The sequence below is a fragment of the Ramlibacter aurantiacus genome, from assembly GCF_016722895.1.
GTDB classification, from domain to species: Bacteria; Pseudomonadota; Gammaproteobacteria; order Burkholderiales; family Burkholderiaceae_C; genus Ramlibacter; species Ramlibacter aurantiacus.
On record NZ_JAEQNA010000003.1, the window covers coordinates 236,740 to 253,096 of the forward strand.

Genomic DNA, 16,357 nt, shown 5'->3' on the forward strand with positions numbered 1-16,357 from the left:
GAGTTCCAGGAGAGATTTCGATGCATTCGATCCACAGGCGCCAAGCCTGCCTCTGCGCGGCCGCCCTGGCCGCGGCCGCCGCCTTCCCGCTGGCCGCCTCGGCCCAGGCGGCCTGGCCGACCCGCACCGTGACCCTGGTGGTGCCCACCTCGGCCGGCAGCGCCCCGGACATCTACGCCCGCGTGCTGGCCGAGCAGCTCGGGCGCCAGACCGGGGGCACCTTCATCGTGGAGAACCGCGTCGGCGCCAACGGCAACGTGGCCATCGAATACGTGCTGCGCGGTCCCGATGACGGGAGCCTGCTGTTCCTGGGGACGCAGTCGATCCTGACCATCAACCCCTCGGCCTATTCGCAGTTGCGCTGGAAGCCCAGCGACCTCACGCCGATCATCAAGGGCGTGGCTTCGCCGATGGTGCTGGTCACGCACCCGTCGGTGCCGGCGCGCAACTTCGGCGAGCTGCGCGAGTGGATCCCGACGCAGAAGGGCAAGCTGGCCTACGCCTCGTTCAGCGCGGGCACGCCTTCGCATTTCCTGGGCTACCAGCTGAACGAGCGGCTCAAGGCCGACATGGTCCACGTGGCCTACAAGGGTTCGGCCCCGCAGGTGAACGACATCCTGGGCGGCCAGGTGCCGCTGGGCTTCACGCAGCTGGCCGTGGCCGTTGCGCACATCAAGGCCGGCAAGCTCAACGCCCTGGCGGTGACCGGCCCCGAGCGCGACCCGGCGCTGCCGCAGGTGCCCACGCTGGCCGAGCTGGGCCTGGGCGAGCTGAGCACGGCGGTGTGGTTCGGCGTGCTGGCGCCCGCCGCCGCGCCAGCGCCCGTGAAGGAGGCGATCCTGCAGGCCATGGTCAAGGCCCACGCCGACCCCGGCGTGCGCGCCAAGCTGCAGGCCCAGAATTTCAGCGTGCCGGCCGAGGCCGGTGCGGCGTTCGGAAAATCGATGGCCGAGGAGACGGTGCGCTGGGCCGGCATCGTCAAGGCCACCGGGTTTCGCGCCGTCGACTAGGGTCTGTTCACACGGATCCCCGACGCGCCTTCCGAACCGGAGTGATCGCCGCATCGTCGAGAACGGAAAATGCCCGGCATGACACGACCCAACATCATCTTCATCGTGGCCGACGACCTCGGCTATGCCGATCTCGGCTGCTACGGCGGCCGGCCGGCGTCCTTCGGCGCGGTCTCGCCGGTGATCGACGGCCTGGCCGCCGGCGGCATCCGCTTCACGCAGGGCTATGCCAATTCACCGGTGTGCTCGCCCACGCGCTTCGCGCTGGCCACGGCCCGCTACCAGTACCGCCTGCGCGGCGCGGCCGACGAGCCGATCGGAAGCGCGGTCGCGCGCGGCAGCCCGGTGCTGGGACTGCCGCCCTCGGAGCCGACCATCGCCTCGCTGCTGCGGCAGGCGGGCTACCGCACCGCGCTGATCGGCAAGTGGCACCTGGGCTACCCGCCGAACTTCGGACCGCTGCGTTCGGGCTACGAGGAGTTCTTCGGGCCGATGGCCGGCGGCGTCGACTACTGGACGCATTGCAGCAGCACCGGCGAGCACGACCTGTGGTTCGGCGAAGAGGAGAAGGCGGAAGAGGGCTACCTCACCGACCTGCTCTCGCGCCGCGCGGTGGACTACGTCGACCGCATGGCCGCCGGCGACCAGCCCTTTCTGCTGAGCCTGCACTACACGGCGCCGCATTGGCCCTGGGAAACGCGTGATCGGCCCGAGGTGGCCGACGAGGTGGGCGGCAAGCTGTTCCACCTGCACGGCGGCAACGTGGACACCTACCGCCGCATGATCCATCACATGGACGAGGGCATCGGCTGGATCATGGAGGCCTTGCGTCGACACGGCCTGGAGCGTGACACGCTGGTCATCGTCACCAGCGACAACGGCGGCGAGCGTTTCTCGGACAACTGGCCGCTGGTGGGCGGCAAGATGGACCTCACCGAAGGCGGCATCCGGGTGCCCTGGGTGGCGCATTGGCCGGCCCTGATCCCGGCCGGCAGCGTGTCGGCCCAGCACTGCATGACGATGGACTGGTCGGCCACCGTGATCGCCGCGGCCGGCGCGCAGCCGCAACCGTCCCATCCACTCGACGGTGTCTCGCTGCTGCCGGTGCTGAGCGATCCGTCGCAGCGCTTCGACCGGCCGATGTACTGGCGCATGAAGCACCGCAGCCAACGCGCGCTGCGCGAGGGTGACTGGAAGTACCTGCGGGTGGACGACAACGACTATCTGTTCGACCTGTCGCAGGACGAGCGCGAGCGCGCCAACCAGGGCGGCCGCGACCCCGACCGCCTGGCTCGCATGAGGTCGCAGTGGGAGGCCTGGAACGACAGCATGCCGGCCATCCCGCCCGACGCGGCGGTGCACCTGGGTTATGGGGCCAAGGACATGCCGTCGCGGTAAACGTCGGCCGGGGCGCCTGACCGGGCCTACATCGGTTCGCGCCCTGTACGCACGCGCGGCGATGCACATCGAACCGAGGCTTGCCGCAGCGGCATCCGCCAGCCGCCCGGCCAGCCATGCGTATCTCCTGCAGCCTTCTCGCCACCTGCGGTCTCCTGCTGGCCGGCGCGGCCTTGCAGGCCATCGGACAGGAGCCCAGCTTGCCGCCGGTCACGGTGTCGGCTTCGCAGAGCCCGCCGGCGGTGGAGAAGTCGTATCGCCGCATGTGGCGGGCCATGGAGTTGTTCGAGCGCCGCAAGGGTGAGCTCGCGCCCGAGGCCACGCTGCGCTTCCAGTTGCTGCCCCGCAAGCCCGGGGTGAGCGTGGACGACGTGGACCTGCAATTGCTGGGGCGCACGGTGGCCGTGCCCATCGCCGTGGCCCCGGACCGCAGCTTCACCTTGCCTCGCCATCCCCGGGCTTTGGCTGAAAACGCCGTGGTCACGCCCGACCGCGTGGCCCGCAGCATGACCTGGCGCGCCCGGGTGCGCACCCCGGGCTGGCCGGCCGGCAGCCTGCGCCTGGGCGACCTGCGGCTCGAGTGCGAGGTGGGCATGGAAGCGGGCCTGGTGTCCGAGCAGCCCTCGCTGCTGGGGCGGCTGGCATCGGTCGTGACCGATGGCCCCGGTTATTGCGACACGCCGGACAACCGCTACATCTTCTTCGCCAACCGGCCGGTCTTCGGCGTGACGCTGCACGACGGCGACCGCCGCCACGTGCTGCCCGTGCGGCGCCTCTGGGCCGGCGCCATGGGCGATGCGACGCTGCCGCAGGTGCTGCCCTTCTGCGACTGCGAGGTGCTGCTCGATCGCGCCTATTTCCTGCCGCTGGGCGACCGCAGCTGGCCCGACGACACGCGCGTGACCTTCGAGTACATGGAGGAGAGGGATGCGAAGCCGTAGCGCCTGCCTGCTGCCGGTGCTCGTCCTGCTGGCCGGCTGCGCCGGCCTTGGCCCGCCGGATTCGGCACCGCCTCGGGCACCGGTGTTCCGTGAGCCCGGACTGACGGTGGAGGGCGCCGCGCGTGCCCTTGCCGTGGGCAGCGACAAGCGGTCGGTGGAAGAAAGGCTGGGGCCCGCCGAGCGCCTGGCCTTCGCCAGCGGCTGGGAAGTGTGGGTGTATCGCGGCCCGGAGGCGGCGCGTGGGGCCGACGGACCCGAGCTCGTGCTGTTGTTCGATCCCGCCGAGCGTCTGCGCCGCATCCGGGCGCGCGGGTCCGATTGAAGGTCGGACACGTCGGAAGAGCATGGCGGCGCGTCCGACAACGCGGCGTGCTGCGGAGTGCCTCCTCCGTGCGGGGGTGTCCCACAGGGTCTGACTCCACTCTCCCACCGCCTAGCGTGGGGGTGGCAGGCGACGATGCGCCCACTTCAACGAAACAGGAGTCAACCATGCAACACATCCGTTCCATCCTCGCCCCCGCCTTCGCCGTGGCCGCCCTGGCGGTTTCCGGCTATGCCGTGGCCCAGAACAACCCCACCAGCCCCAGCGGCACCGGTTCCGTGAGCAGCGACGCGGAAGTGCGCCGTGGCGTGCCGGGCGTGGACATGGACGTCAACACCCGCGACCGTGGCGCTCGCGCCGGCGTGCCGGGCGTGGATGTCGATGTCCGCAACACCCGCAACCAGATGGGTGACAACGACACCCGTCGTGCCGGTGCCGGCGCGGCTGGCACCACCGCCGGCGAGCGCATGCGCGCCGACCGCAACTGAGTTCGCGTCTCGCGACCGGTACGACCAGAGGGGGCCCGCGGGTCCCCTTTTTCCTTTCGAAACACGAGGCGCTCAGAGTGTCACGACCGACGCAAAGTGTGAACCGGATCGGCAGGGCTGCGGTCCGGGCGCTATGGTTTGCCTGGCCGTTCAGCTGATCCCATGTCCACGCGTGCCGTCCGTTCTCCGCGACCCGAGCGCCGCATCCCACCTGTCTGGGTCGCGGTGGTGCTCGCATTCACGGTGCACCTGGTGCTGGGCGCGGTGCTGTTCTGGGACGACCTGCAGCCGCGCGGCGCGGACGATCCCACCGCGCGCATGGGAGCGAGCCCCGCCGGCACGCCGCTGGAGGCCTTGCCTGCCGCCCGGCCCGAAGCGCCCCGCAGCCGGCGCGAAATCGCCGCGACACTGCCACCGCAGGAACTCGCATCGCCCGTGCCATCGCCATCGCCATCGCCATCGCCATCGCCATCGCCATCGCAACAGCCGGCCCCAACGGCAGCGGCGCCGATGCGCGAGGCCGCGCCTACCGTCGAGCCGGCTGCGGACCGGTCCCGGGGCGCGCCACCGCAGCCGGCGCGCGAGCCGCTGCCGGCGTCGCCGCGCGCCCAGGCTCCGGGCGATGCCCGTCCCAGCTTCGACTGCCGGCTTGCCCGGTCCGCCGCCGAAGTGCTGATCTGCTCCGATCGCGACCTGGCGCGCCAGGACCGGGAACTGGCACGCCTGTATGCACGCGCCAAGACCGCCACCGGCGATTCGCCAGCCTTTCGTCGCCAGACCCAGGACGAGTGGCAACTCCGCGAGCGCCGTTGCAGGACCCGCGAATGCCTGCACGAGTGGTACGCGCAACGCCGGCAGCAACTGACCCAGGCCATCGCGCGCGGGCGAGCGGGGTAGCCGCGGCCGGCTCGCGGCGAGCCTCGATCCCATGCCTTTGCCCTCGTGGGCCGGTGGCACGTCGGCGTGGCTGCTCGCAAACCTGGCATCTTGCGTCGACGCACGCCCGGATGAAAGCTCTTTCTGACTAGTGGAAACGAGCAGTAACTATCAGTGTGTTCCTACAACCAAGCTGCGGCCGCGGGAGCAACCTGTGGTGACGGGATCGCGGGTCGCAAGGCCCGGATCTCCGGCAGTTTCAGGGTTCCCGCCGCTCCTTGGGAAGACCTGGCCGGGGCTGTTTTTGCAAGTTTCTCCACCCGGCCATTGATGCCCCCGCAGCGATACCGCTGCGGGGGTTTTTTCTGGTGCGCTGGCACGCCGTCGCTGCAGGCGCAGCCGTCGAGCGGACGGGCGGCGTCGGCGCGGCTTGAGCCGTGTCAATGGGCAGCGGCGACGCGCGTGCGTCAATGCACTCCCATGACCACGCCTACCCGCATCCTCATCATCCAGGGGCATCCCGACGACTCGCAGCAGCACCTGGCCCATGCATTGGCCAACGGCTACGCGGAGGGTGCGCGCGAAGCGGGGCATGACGTGCGGCACCTGGAGGTGGCGGCGCTGGACTTTCCGCTGCTGCGCAGCCAACGAGACTGGGAGCACGGCACCCTGCCGCCGGGGCTGGCGCAGGCCCAGGCCGACATCGCCTGGGCCGGCCACCTGGTGCTGTTCTTTCCGCTGTGGCTGGGGGACATGCCGGCCTTGCTCAAGGGCTTCCTGGAGCAGGTGATGCGGCCCGGGTTCGCCTTCGGCGCCGACGGGCCCCGCACGGCGTTCACGCACAAGGGGCTGTCGGGCCGTTCGGCTCGGGTGGTGGTGACCATGGGGATGCCCGCCGCGGTGTACCGCTGGTACTTCCGCGCGCACAGCGTGCGTTCGCTCGAGCGCAACATCCTGGGGTTCGTCGGCATCGGCCCGGTGCATGAGACCTTGATCGGGGGCGTCGGCAGCGAGGGCTTCTCGGCCGCAAAAGAAGTGGCCCGGCTGCGCAGGCTGGGCGGGCGCTCTGCCTGAAGGGTGGGGTAACAGTTTTCCCGACGCCAGCCGCGCTCCAGTGGAGCTTGCGCCATCCGATCGCCCTGGGGGCCCGCAGAGGCGGAATGCTCGTGCACGGAGGACCTCGACATGAGCGGCAACAGCCCGTCGTGCCTTGCGGGAACCTACTTCTGGCAACGCGCCTTAGCGCTTGTCACGTCCGCCGACACCCTGCCTGCGCAAACTCGAACCCCATGCATGACCACTCGCCCGCCCAAGCAGGCGAGCCCATTGCCTGACCCTGCCTTCATGGCCCACCCACTTTGGAGATTCGAGCGTATGAAAACGTCCATGACCCGTACCGCAGCCATCCTGGCGATGGCCCTTGGCGCCTCGCTGGCCGCCGGCTGTTCTTCCTGGAGCGAGAGCCGCATGGGGGCTGGCACCCGAGCCAGTGACGTCGCGCCTCGCAGCGGCCCTGGCACGGTGACGCCCAGCGGCACCGCGGCAGGCACCGGCACGGGGGGTGGTGCCGCCGGCGCGGGCGCAGCGGGTGGTGCCAGCCGCTAGGAAAACCCATCGAGAGCGGTGGGCGCAGGCCCGCCGTGCCAGGGGCCGCGTGTTCGCGCGGCCCCGCGCGCCTGCCCCAGGGGCGCGGCTCAGCCCGGGTGCTTCACCTCTGCGGCCTGCGCGTGCTCGCCCGCCGCATCCTTGAGGTAGCACTGCCGGACGCAGTAGTCCACCAGGGAGTCGATCTCGGTGGATTTGTCGAAGACCGCATCCACGCCCAGCTGCGCGCAGCGCTTGCGCACGCTGGCATTCACGTAGTTGCTGAAGATCACCACCTTCTGCCCGGGCCGCCTCGACGCCAGCTTCTGCACCAGGTGGATGCCGCTGCCGCGCTGCAGGAACAGATCGACGATCAGCAACTCCCAGCGCGCGCCGTTGGCCTCGACCCAGGCCAGCGCTTCGTCCTCGGTGCCGCTGGTGCCGATGACCTTCACGCAGGTGAGTTCCTCCAGCGTGCCCACCAGGTTCTCGCGGATCGTCGGGTTGTCCTCGACGACGAAAGCGTTGACATGGGCGGCAGGCATGCGCGGGCTATGGGTGTGGGCGTGAAGGCAGCTGCGGGGGGCTGAGCTGAGGGGTTCGTAACCGACTCTAACGGCTCTCTTGCTCAGCCGGTACGGACGGTGCCGTCTTGTCCTGTAGGACACATCCGATCCGCTCCGGGGGGCACGCGGCCGGCTTAACATGCAGCGCCGTCGAGGCTTGATGCTGTCCACTCCCATTGCCGTGTCCGACCTGCCCCCCGATCCCACGCGCCTTCAACCGGAATCCAGCTTCGTGCAGCTGCTGGAGCAGGCGAGCGCGGCCGGCCTGTGGAGCCTGGATGCGGCCACGGGGCAGGTGAGCTGGTCCGAGCGCCTGGCCGAGCTGCTGGAGGCGCCGCAGGGCTACACGCCCGGCGCGGAGCAGGGCTTCGAGTTCGTGGCGCCGGACTGGCGCGAGGAAGTGGAGTTTCTCGTGCGCCGCTGCATCCACACCGGCGAACCCTTCGACCGCGAGGTGCAGGTGCTGACCTATGGGCAGCGCCGCGCCTGGATTCGCCTGCTGGGCCATGCGGTGCGAGACAGTCGAGGGCAGGTCGTGCGCGTCGAAGGCGCGGTGCAGGAGCTGAGCCCGCGCGCGGGGCCGGGCGGCCTGCTGCGGCACACCGCCGGGTGGGGACTGGGCGGAGCGGGCGGCGAGGCCTTCGCGACGGTCGATCGCGAAGGGCGATTCACTTACCTGAACGAGGCCGCGGAGCGCCTGCTCGGCCAGCCTGCCAACCGGTTGCTGGGCCGGGGCCTGTGGGGGGTGTTCCAGAAAACAGTGCGGTTGCGGGTGGAGGAGCGGGTGCGCGAGGCGCTGGAACAGCACCGCCTGCTGGAGCTGGAAGAACTGGATGCGCCGCAGAACGACTGGCTGGAGGTGCAGGGCCACCCCTTCGGCGCCGGGCTGGCGCTGCACCTGCGCAACGTGACCGCCCGCCGCAAGTCGCAGGAGCAGCTGCGCCTGCTCGAGGGCAGCATCGCGCGGCTGAACGACATCGTCATCATCACCGAGGCCGGTCCGTTCAACGAACCCGGCCCGCGCATCGTGTTCGTCAACGAAGCGTTCGAGGTCCGCACCGGCTACAACCGCGACGAGGTGCTCGGGCGCTCGCCGCGGTTCCTGCAGGGGCCGCAGACGCAGCGCGACCGGCTCGACTTGATCCGCAGCGCGCTGGAGCACTGGCGCCCGGTGCGGGTGGACCTGATCAACTACCGCAAGGAGGGCGAGCCGTTCTGGGTCGACCTGGACATCTCGCCGGTCTGGGACAAGTCGCGCAAGCTCACGCACTGGGTGGCGGTGGGCCGTGACGTGACCGAGCGCAAGGCCAACGAGGAGAAGATCCAGTACCTGGCCTTCTATGACGGGCTGACCCGCCTGCCCAACCGCCAGCTGCTGCTGGACCGGCTCAATGCGCTGCTCGCGCACCGCGAAGCGATCGGCGAGGGCGCGCTGATGTTCATCGACCTGGACAACTTCAAGGTGCTCAACGACACGCTGGGCCACCAGAAGGGCGACCTGCTGCTGCAGCAGGTGGCCGAGCGGTTGCGCGCGAGCGTGGCGTCCACCGACACCGTGGCCCGGTTGGGCGGCGACGAGTTCGTGGTGCTGCTGCAGCCGCGGCGCGGCGCCCCGGGCGAGGCCGAAGCCGCCGCGTCGGCGGTGGCCGACCGCATCCTGGCCGCGCTGGGCGAGCCCTACGTGCTGCCGGGCTACCTGCACCACAGCACCTGCAGCATCGGCGTGACGGTGTTCGGACGCAGCCCCAGCACCGTGAGCGAATTGCTCAAGCAGGCCGACCTGGCCATGTACCAGGCCAAGCGTGCCGGTCGCAACACGGTGTGTTTCTTCGATCCGCAGATGCAGGCGGTGGCCAGCGCCAACGCGGCGCTGGCGGCCGACCTGCGCCTGGCCTGGCGCCACCAGCAGTTCGAGCTGGACTACCAGCCGCAGGTGGATGTGAACGGGCGCATGACGGGCGCTGAAGCCCTGCTGCGCTGGCAGCACCCCCAGCGCGGTCGGGTGCCGCCCGATCAGTTCATCCCCACCGCCGAGGAGACCACGCTCATCCTCACCATCGGCCGCTGGGTGCTCGACCGCGCCTGCGAGCAGCTGGCCGCGTGGTCCAGGCGCTCCGATCGATCGCACCTGAGCATCTCGGTCAACGTGAGTGCGCGCCAGTTCCGCCATCCCGAGTTCGTCGACGAGGTGATGGACGCCATCGCCCGTTCCGGGGTGGCGCCGAACAAGCTGAAACTGGAATTGACCGAGTCGCTGCTGGCCGACGGCTTCGATATCACCGTCAACAAGATGGGCAGCCTCAAGCGCATGGGCGTGGCGCTCTCGCTGGACGACTTCGGCAAGGGCTACTCGTCGCTGGCCTACCTCAAGCGCCTGCCGCTCGACCAGCTGAAGATCGACCGCGAGTTCGTCAAGGACGTGCTGACCGACGCGAATGACGCCGCCATCGCGCGCACCATCATCGGCCTGGCCCAGAGCCTGCACCTGCAGGTGGTGGCCGAAGGCGTCGAGACCGAGGAGCAGCGCGAGTTCCTCGCGCAGCACGGCTGCGATGGCTTCCAGGGCTACTTGTTCTGCCGACCGATGTCCATCGAGAGGCTGGAAGAATTCATCGAGGCCAACCTGGTCCAACTAAGTCCACTGAAACTGTCATAGCGGCGCGATCTGCAAGGGCGTGGTGGCCACCATGCGCGGCAGGCGGATGCGCACCCGGTCTTTCTCCTGCTGCAGCTGGATGGACTCGGCCGCGGCCAATGCCTCGACATCGGCCCACTCCAGCTGGCGGTAACCCGCCTCGAAGGGCGTGGCCTCGCCCTCGGGATCGGACTCGAAGGACACCGTGAGCAGCACCGAGCCTCCCGAGATCTCGCCGCTCACGAGCAGCGCGCCCGGCCCGCTGGCGCGGTCGGTCAGGTGGATCAGGGACGCCAGCAGCAGGTGCCGCAGCAGCACGCGCGAGACCTCCAGGTCGTTGGCGGGCAGCTCGGTAGCCAGCGTGAAGCCGCGGAAATTGAAGTTGCTGCGCACCAGGGCGAGGCTCTCCTCGACGCCCTCGCGCAGGCTGATGCCCTCGTCCTCGGCCGGCTCGATCCAGCCGACCACCTTCAGGCAGTTGGCCACGGCCTCGCGCGCCATGCGGTGGATGCGCGCCACGCTGTTCTGCAGCTCGGTCTGGCTGGGAAGTCCGCGTTCGAGTTTGGCGCCCAGCACCTCGCTCATCATGGCCACGGCCTGCAGGTTGACCACCATGTCGTGCTTCAGGGCAGGGCCGAGCCGCCGCAGCACGCCATAGCGCGCCGCCTCCGAGGCGGTGGGCGCACTCGGCTGCGGCCGCCCCTCCGGGGAGTGGGCGATCCCGGGCGACGGTTCGTTCATCCGGCGCGAGCTGGCAGCCTGCTTGTCTGGTTGCATCGCATCATTGTGTCGGAGCGTTCGCCGGACCGTTTGTCGTCCCCTGTCCGGCTCGTGTGTAGGACCGGAGATAGCCGCCGCGCGTCCCGTGGCGACCGGGCTATCCTTTGGGGCATGAGCAAGGCGTTCACCCGTGAAGACACCAGCGACGCCGACGAGGAAGAGCTGGCCCCGGCCGCGCTGCCCACCGGCACCCGCAATTACATGACCCCCGCCGGGTACGCCCGGCTACGGGCCGAGTTGATGCAGCTGATCGACGAGGAGCGCCCGCGCGTGGTGGAGGTGGTGCACTGGGCCGCCAGCAACGGCGACCGGTCCGAGAACGGCGATTACCTCTACGGCAAGAAGCGCCTGCGCGAGATCGATCGCCGCATCCGCTTCCTGACCAAGCGGCTGGAGGTGGCCGAGGTGACCGACCCCAGCGTGCACCACGGCCGTGACCAGGTGTTCTTCGGCGCCACCGTGCGCTACGCCGACCCGCAGGGCCAGGAGCGCTGCGTCACCATCCTGGGCATCGACGAAGCGGACAGCAGCCAGGGCCAGGTGAGCTGGATCTCGCCCATCGCGCGAGCGCTGCTCAAGGCCCGGGAAGGCGATGTCGTGCGGCTGCAGACCCCGGCCGGCCCGCAGGAGATCGAGGTGCTGGACGTGAGCTACCCCGCGCCGGGGTAGCCGGGTCTCACGAACGGCGGCCGCGGCCGCCGAAGAGGCCGTCCCACCATTCCTTCGCGCTGGCCTTGACGGTGCCGATCGCCTCGGGGTCGCGCTGCATCAATGCCTTGACGTACGACTTGGCCTGCTGGGCCGTGACATGCGGGGGCAGCGGCGGCACCTTGGGATCGGACTTGATCTGCAGCAGGGCCGGCCGGTCGGCCCGAAGGGCTTCATCGAGGGCGGTTGCGACCGCCTCGGGCCGCTCCACCAGGATGCCGACCAGGCCCAGCGATCGCGCGTAATCGGCGAAGGGGAAGGCGGGCAGCACCTGGGAGCCCTCGAACTTGCGGTCGCCGCCCATGATCCGCTGCTCCCAGGTGACCATGTTGAGGTCGCCGTTGTCCAGCACCAGGACCACCAGCCGCGGATCGGCCCAATCCTTGTAGCGGTGTGCGATGGTGACCAGTCCGTTGATGCCGATCATCTGCATCGCGCCATCGCCGCTGATCGCCACCACGGGCCGGTGCGGGTACGCCAACTTGGCGGCCAGTGCATAGGGTATGGCCGGGCCCATGGTGGCCAGGCCGCCGGAGAGCGAACCCATCATGCCCCTGCGGAACTTCAGGTCGCGGGCGTACCAGGCCGCCGTGCTGCCGCTGTCGCAGGTGAGGATGCAGTCCTCCGGCAGGCGGGGCGAGAGTTCCCAGAAGGGCAGCTGCGGATTGATGGGATCGGCGCTGTTGCGGGCCCGCGCCTCCAGCACGCCCCACCAGTCGCGCACCTGCTGCTCGATCTGCTCGCGCCAGCCGCGGTCCTCCTTGCGCTGCAGCAGCGGCAGCAGGGCCTGCAGCGTGAGCCGGCTGTCGCCCACCAGATTCACTTCCATGGGATAGCGGATGCTCAGCTTGCGCCCGTCGATGTCGATCTGCACGCCGCGTGCCTGCCCTTCCTCGGGCAGGTACTCCGAGTACGGGAAGCTCGAGCCGACCATCAGCAGCGTGTCGCACTGGCTCATCATCTCCCAGCTGGGCTGGGTGCCGAGCAGGCCAATGCTGCCCGTGACGAAGGGCAAGTCATCCGGCACCGCGGCCTTGCCCAGCAGCGCCTTGGCGATGCCGGCGCCCAGCCGCTCGGCCACCTCGATCAGTTCGTCGGTGGCACCCAGCGCTCCGGCGCCGGCCAGGATGGCCACCTTCTTGCCGGCGTTGAGCACCTCGGCCGCGGCGCGCAGGTCATCGGCGGCCGGCACCACGTGCTTGCCGGTCATGCCGATGCCGCTGTGGATGGTGCTGTGCGCGCGCGGCGGCTCCAACACGGCTGGCAGCTCCTGCAGGTCGTGCGGCACGATGATGCAGGTGACGGTGCGCTGGTCGTGCGCGATGCGCATGGCGCGGTCGATCAGGTGGCGGATCTGCTCGGGCACCATGGCGGTCTGCACGTACTCGTGCGCCACGTCCTTGAACAAGGACTGCAGGTCGACTTCCTGCTGGTAGTCCCCGCCCATGGCCGCCCGCGCCGCCTGGCCGACGATGGCCACCACCGGCTGGTGGTCGGCCTTGGCGTCGTAAAGGCCGTTGAGCAGGTGGATGGCGCCGGGCCCCGAAGTGGCCAGGCAGACGCCGACTTCCCCGGTGAACTTGGCGTGGCTGCAGGCCATGAAGGCGGCGAGTTCCTCGTGCCGCGCCTGCACGAACTCCATCCGGTCCTGCATGCGATCGAGCGCCCCGAGCAGCCCGTTGATGCCGTCCCCCGGGTAGCCGAAGATGCGGCGGACACCCCATTCGTGCAGGCGCTGCAGGATCTGGTCGCTCGTGGTCATGCTCATGGGGGCCTCCTTGTCCGGATCATTGTCCGGACGACGAAGGCCGCCGTGTGGCCGCCAAGGGATCGTGCAAATGGAGTTGTCGAAACTTACACGCCGCGCCAAGCCCGTCCGGGCGCTCGCCGGCCGGTCAGAGGATGCGGTTGAACCACAGCATGGACAGCCCACCGGCCAGCAGCGACAGCAGCGCCGCGGCGAGGGCGAACAGCCCGGAGATCTCGGTTTCCTTCTTCTCCACCGTGAGCTTCGAGCTGAGCGACTGGTAGACCTTCTTCAAGTCCTGCGCGGTGCCGGCATAGAAGTAATCGGCCGCGGTGCGGTTGGCGATGGCCTTGAGCGTCTCCTCGTCGAGCCGCACCCGCATGGACCAGCCTTCGAAGCCGATGGTTTCGCCGTCGATGGTGCCCACGCCCACGGTGTAGACCCGCACGCCCCGTTCAGCCGCCATCTTGGCGGCTTCGAGCGGATCGACCCCGGTGGTGCGCTGCCCGTCCGTGAGCATGATGATCGCCGCCGACGTGAACGAGCCCGGCGGCACGGGCGTGAATTCCTTTTTCTCGGGCCGCCGTTCCGCGTCGATGGCGAAGCCGCGCATGCGTTCGCGGCCGCCCTGCATGGCATTGAGGTCGATGCCATGGTCGGGGAACAGCGTGGCCAGCGAGATCACGATGGCGTTGCCGGTGGCGGTGGCGCGCTGCAACTGGAAGCGGTCGATGGCGGTGACCAGGTCCTCGCGGTTCATGGTGGGCAGCTGCGCCACCTGGGCCGAGCCGGCGAACGCCACGATGCCGACCTTCACGTGGCGTGGCAGGTCGGCGATGAAGCTCTTGGCGGCGTTCTGCGCCGCCACCAGCCGGTTGGGTTCGACGTCGGTGGCGCGCATGCTGCCCGAGACATCGATGGCCAGGATGATGGTTTGTTGGGCCGAGGGCAGCGCGATCACGGCCACGGGCCGCGCGGCGGCCATCAGCATGGCGGCCAGGGCCAGCAGGAACATGAGGGGCGGCAGGTGCCTGCGCATCGACTGGCCCGCGCCCATCGCCTCCTTGACCATGCTCAGCGAGGCATAGCGCAGGGCCAGCTTCTTCTTCCGGCGCAGAACGAAGACGTACAGCAGCACGAGCAGCGGCAGGGCCAGCAGCAGCCAGAGGTATTGGGGCCAGAGGAATTGCATAGGGGTCGTCTTTCCGTCAAGCGACTCGCTTCAGGTGCGCGGGCAGGCTGCCGGCGGCCAGGCGCAGTCGGCGCTTGCGCATCTCGACGAATCGAACCAGGGCATCGACCAGGTCGCCATCGGTGGACAGCTCGAGCGCATCGATGCCGGCGGTGGCCAGGGCCTGCCGCAGCTCGGATTCGCGCTGCGCGGCGATGCGGGCGAAGCGTTTGCGAAAGCCCGGGTCGTGGGTGTCCACCAGCACCTGCTCGCCGCTCTCCGCATCGCGCAGCGTGAGCAGGCCCAGGTCGGGCAACTGGAGCTCGAGCGGATCGAGCAGTCGCACCGCCACCACCTCGTGGCGCTGCGACAGCAGGGCGAGGGAGCGTTCCCAGCCGGGCTCGCTGATGAAGTCGGAGACCACGAATACGGTGGAGCGGCGCTTGAGCAGCGAAGCCGCCGCGTCGAGCAGGTCGCGCAGGCGGGTGGTCTGGCTGGCGGCGGCGGCCGGACGGGTCTGGATGGCATCGAGCAGGTGCAGCACGTGGCGCCGTCCGCCGCGCGTGGGGATCACCGTGTCGACCCCGCTGCCGTACAGCATGGCCCCGACCCGGTTGCCGTGCCGCGTGAGCAGCCGCGCCAGCACCGCCACGAACTCGGCCGAGACATGGCGCTTGCGCTGCTCACCCGAGCCGAAATCGACCGACGGGCTCAGGTCGAGCAGGAACCAGGCGGCCATCTCGCGGTCCTCGGTGAACACGCGCACGTGCGGCGTGCCCTGCCGGGCGGTCACGTTCCAGTCGATGTGCCGGACGTCGTCATGGTGCTGGTACTCGCGCAGGTCGGCCAGGTCGAGCCCCGCGCCGCGCAGCAAGGTGCGGTAGTCCCCCTGCAGCAGGCCGTCGAGGCGGCGGATGGTTGTCCACTCCAGGCGCTTGAGCACGTGCTCGGCCGACGAGGACCTGTCCCGAGTCGCGCCAGCCGGAGGCGCGGCGGAGCCGCCGCCACCCTCCGGCGGCACCGCGGATCCGGCTTGGCCGGGCCGCTGGTGCTGCCCCCCTGGGGGGGATTCAGCGGCGGAGCCGCTTCGGGGGAGGGCTTTACGCCACCAGCTTCTCATGTTCAAGCGGACGGGGCGGCGCGGGAATCTTGGAGCTGATGCGCTCGATCAATGCGTCGGCACTGAGCCCCTCGGACAGGGCTTCGTACGACAGCACGAGGCGGTGGCGCAGCACGTCGGGCACGAGGTCGCTCATGTCCTCGGGCAGGGCGTAGGTGCGGCCCCGCAGCATGGCCAGGGCGCGGGCGCCTTCCACCAGGTTGATGGTGGCGCGCGGGCTGGCGCCGAAGGTGATGAAGCGGCTCATGTCCTTCAGGCCATGCCGGGACGGATCACGCGTGGCCGAGACCAGGCGCACGGCGTACTGCACCAGCGAGGGATCGACATAGACGCGCCGGCATTCGGCCTGCAGGGCGGCCAGCTGCTCGGTGCTGGCCACCGGAGAGACGTCGACCGGCGCGCCCGTGACGCGCTCGACGATGACGTATTCCTCTTCGTCGGTGGGGTAGCTGACCAGCACCTTCATCATGAAGCGGTCCACCTGCGCCTCGGGCAAGGGATAGGTGCCCTCGGTCTCGATGGGGTTCTGGGTGGCCATCACCAGGAAAGGCCGCGGCACGTGGTGGGTCTCGCCGGCGATGGTGACCTGCCGCTCCTGCATGACTTCGAGCAGGGCGCTTTGCACCTTGGCCGGGGCCCGGTTGATCTCGTCGGCCAGCAGCAGGTTGGTGAAGACCGGGCCCAGCGAGGTGCTGAAGTCGCCGCTCTTCTGGTTGTAGATGCGCGTGCCCACCAGGTCGGCCGGCACCAGGTCGGGCGTGAACTGGATGCGCTTGAAGTGTCCGCGGATGGTGCTGGCCAGTGTCTTCACGGTGAGCGTCTTGGCCAGCCCCGGCACGCCTTCGACCAGCAGGTGGCCCTGCGCGAGCATGGCCACCATCACGCGTTCGAGGAAGGCGTCCTGTCCGACCACGATGCGCTTGACCTCGTACAGGATCTGCTCCATGAGCTTGGCGGTGGCGGCGTCCTGGCGCGTGTTCTGGGGTGCGTTGTCTTCCATGTGCGGCGTCG

16 protein-coding genes are annotated in these 16,357 nt (G+C 69.8%); 10 read left to right on the forward strand and 6 right to left on the reverse strand.

What is annotated here, in order from left to right:
* The first annotated feature begins 20 nt into the window (after positions 1 to 20).
* The 8 genes from JI739_RS11105 to JI739_RS11140 all read left to right on the forward strand — a co-directional run bounded on the left by JI739_RS11105 (position 21) and on the right by JI739_RS11140 (position 6,640).
* Entirely contained in the window at positions 21 to 1,010 is a 990-nt protein-coding gene (locus JI739_RS11105; protein ID WP_201683959.1) for a Bug family tripartite tricarboxylate transporter substrate binding protein, read from the forward strand.
* A gap of 78 nt (positions 1,011 to 1,088) precedes the next feature.
* The gene (locus tag JI739_RS11110; RefSeq protein ID WP_201683960.1) at positions 1,089 to 2,408 is read left to right on the forward strand and encodes a sulfatase family protein; all 1,320 of its coding nucleotides are present in this window, start codon (positions 1,089 to 1,091) and stop codon (positions 2,406 to 2,408) included.
* Positions 2,409 to 2,524: 116 nt separating this feature from the next.
* Positions 2,525 to 3,349: a hypothetical protein gene (locus JI739_RS11115; RefSeq protein WP_236589487.1), complete on the forward strand. Its 825-nt coding sequence runs from the start codon at positions 2,525 to 2,527 to the stop codon at positions 3,347 to 3,349.
* Positions 3,336 to 3,671 (forward strand): hypothetical protein, encoded by a 336-nt coding sequence (locus JI739_RS11120; protein WP_201683961.1) that lies wholly within the window; start codon positions 3,336 to 3,338, stop codon positions 3,669 to 3,671. The genes JI739_RS11115 and JI739_RS11120 overlap by 14 nt, the downstream gene beginning before the upstream one ends.
* Before the next feature lie 167 nt (positions 3,672 to 3,838).
* Positions 3,839 to 4,159, forward strand: a complete 321-nt coding sequence (locus JI739_RS11125) for a hypothetical protein (RefSeq protein WP_201683962.1) — start codon at positions 3,839 to 3,841, stop codon at positions 4,157 to 4,159.
* 162 nt (positions 4,160 to 4,321) lie between these two features.
* The gene (locus JI739_RS11130) at positions 4,322 to 5,056 is read left to right on the forward strand and encodes a lysozyme inhibitor LprI family protein (RefSeq protein ID WP_201683963.1); all 735 of its coding nucleotides are present in this window, start codon (positions 4,322 to 4,324) and stop codon (positions 5,054 to 5,056) included.
* Positions 5,057 to 5,515: 459 nt separating this feature from the next.
* Positions 5,516 to 6,109, forward strand: coding sequence for an NAD(P)H-dependent oxidoreductase (locus JI739_RS11135; RefSeq protein ID WP_201683964.1), 594 nt, complete (start codon positions 5,516 to 5,518; stop codon positions 6,107 to 6,109).
* 312 nt (positions 6,110 to 6,421) lie between these two features.
* Positions 6,422 to 6,640 (forward strand): hypothetical protein, encoded by a 219-nt coding sequence (locus JI739_RS11140; protein WP_201683965.1) that lies wholly within the window; start codon positions 6,422 to 6,424, stop codon positions 6,638 to 6,640.
* 89 nt (positions 6,641 to 6,729) lie between these two features.
* Here the strand turns inward: JI739_RS11140 and JI739_RS11145 are convergent, their stop codons facing one another.
* On the reverse strand, positions 6,730 to 7,164 hold the full coding sequence (locus tag JI739_RS11145; RefSeq protein WP_201683966.1) for a response regulator: 435 nt from the start codon (positions 7,162 to 7,164) through the stop codon (positions 6,730 to 6,732).
* A gap of 181 nt (positions 7,165 to 7,345) precedes the next feature.
* Here JI739_RS11145 and JI739_RS11150 point away from each other — a divergent pair, with 181 nt between their 5' ends.
* Positions 7,346 to 9,841 carry a sensor domain-containing protein gene (locus tag JI739_RS11150; RefSeq protein ID WP_201683967.1) on the forward strand — a complete coding sequence of 832 codons (2,496 nt, stop codon included), beginning with the start codon at positions 7,346 to 7,348 and terminating at the stop codon, positions 9,839 to 9,841.
* On the opposite strand, the gene JI739_RS11155 is transcribed toward JI739_RS11150, so the two are convergent.
* Positions 9,836 to 10,597, reverse strand: coding sequence for a hypothetical protein (locus JI739_RS11155; protein ID WP_201683968.1), 762 nt, complete (start codon positions 10,595 to 10,597; stop codon positions 9,836 to 9,838). The two genes, JI739_RS11150 and JI739_RS11155, sit on opposite strands and share 6 nt — an antisense overlap.
* Positions 10,598 to 10,711: 114 nt before the next feature.
* Between JI739_RS11155 and greB the strand changes: the two genes are divergently transcribed.
* Complete coding sequence (greB, locus tag JI739_RS11160) at positions 10,712 to 11,269, forward strand: transcription elongation factor GreB (RefSeq protein ID WP_201683969.1); 558 nt, start codon at positions 10,712 to 10,714, stop codon at positions 11,267 to 11,269.
* A gap of 7 nt (positions 11,270 to 11,276) precedes the next feature.
* Here the strand turns inward: greB and JI739_RS11165 are convergent, their stop codons facing one another.
* From JI739_RS11165 to JI739_RS11180, 4 genes are all read right to left on the reverse strand, one after another.
* On the reverse strand, positions 11,277 to 13,076 hold the full coding sequence (locus JI739_RS11165; RefSeq protein ID WP_201683970.1) for a thiamine pyrophosphate-requiring protein: 1,800 nt from the start codon (positions 13,074 to 13,076) through the stop codon (positions 11,277 to 11,279).
* A gap of 127 nt (positions 13,077 to 13,203) precedes the next feature.
* Positions 13,204 to 14,247, reverse strand: coding sequence for a VWA domain-containing protein (locus tag JI739_RS11170; RefSeq protein WP_201683971.1), 1,044 nt, complete (start codon positions 14,245 to 14,247; stop codon positions 13,204 to 13,206).
* Positions 14,248 to 14,263: 16 nt separating this feature from the next.
* Positions 14,264 to 15,169 (reverse strand): DUF58 domain-containing protein, encoded by a 906-nt coding sequence (locus JI739_RS11175; RefSeq protein ID WP_354003711.1) that lies wholly within the window; start codon positions 15,167 to 15,169, stop codon positions 14,264 to 14,266.
* A gap of 157 nt (positions 15,170 to 15,326) precedes the next feature.
* A complete protein-coding gene (locus JI739_RS11180) occupies positions 15,327 to 16,346 on the reverse strand; it encodes an AAA family ATPase (protein WP_201683973.1) in 1,020 nt (339 codons plus the stop codon).
* Between the last annotated feature and the right edge of the window lie 11 nt (positions 16,347 to 16,357).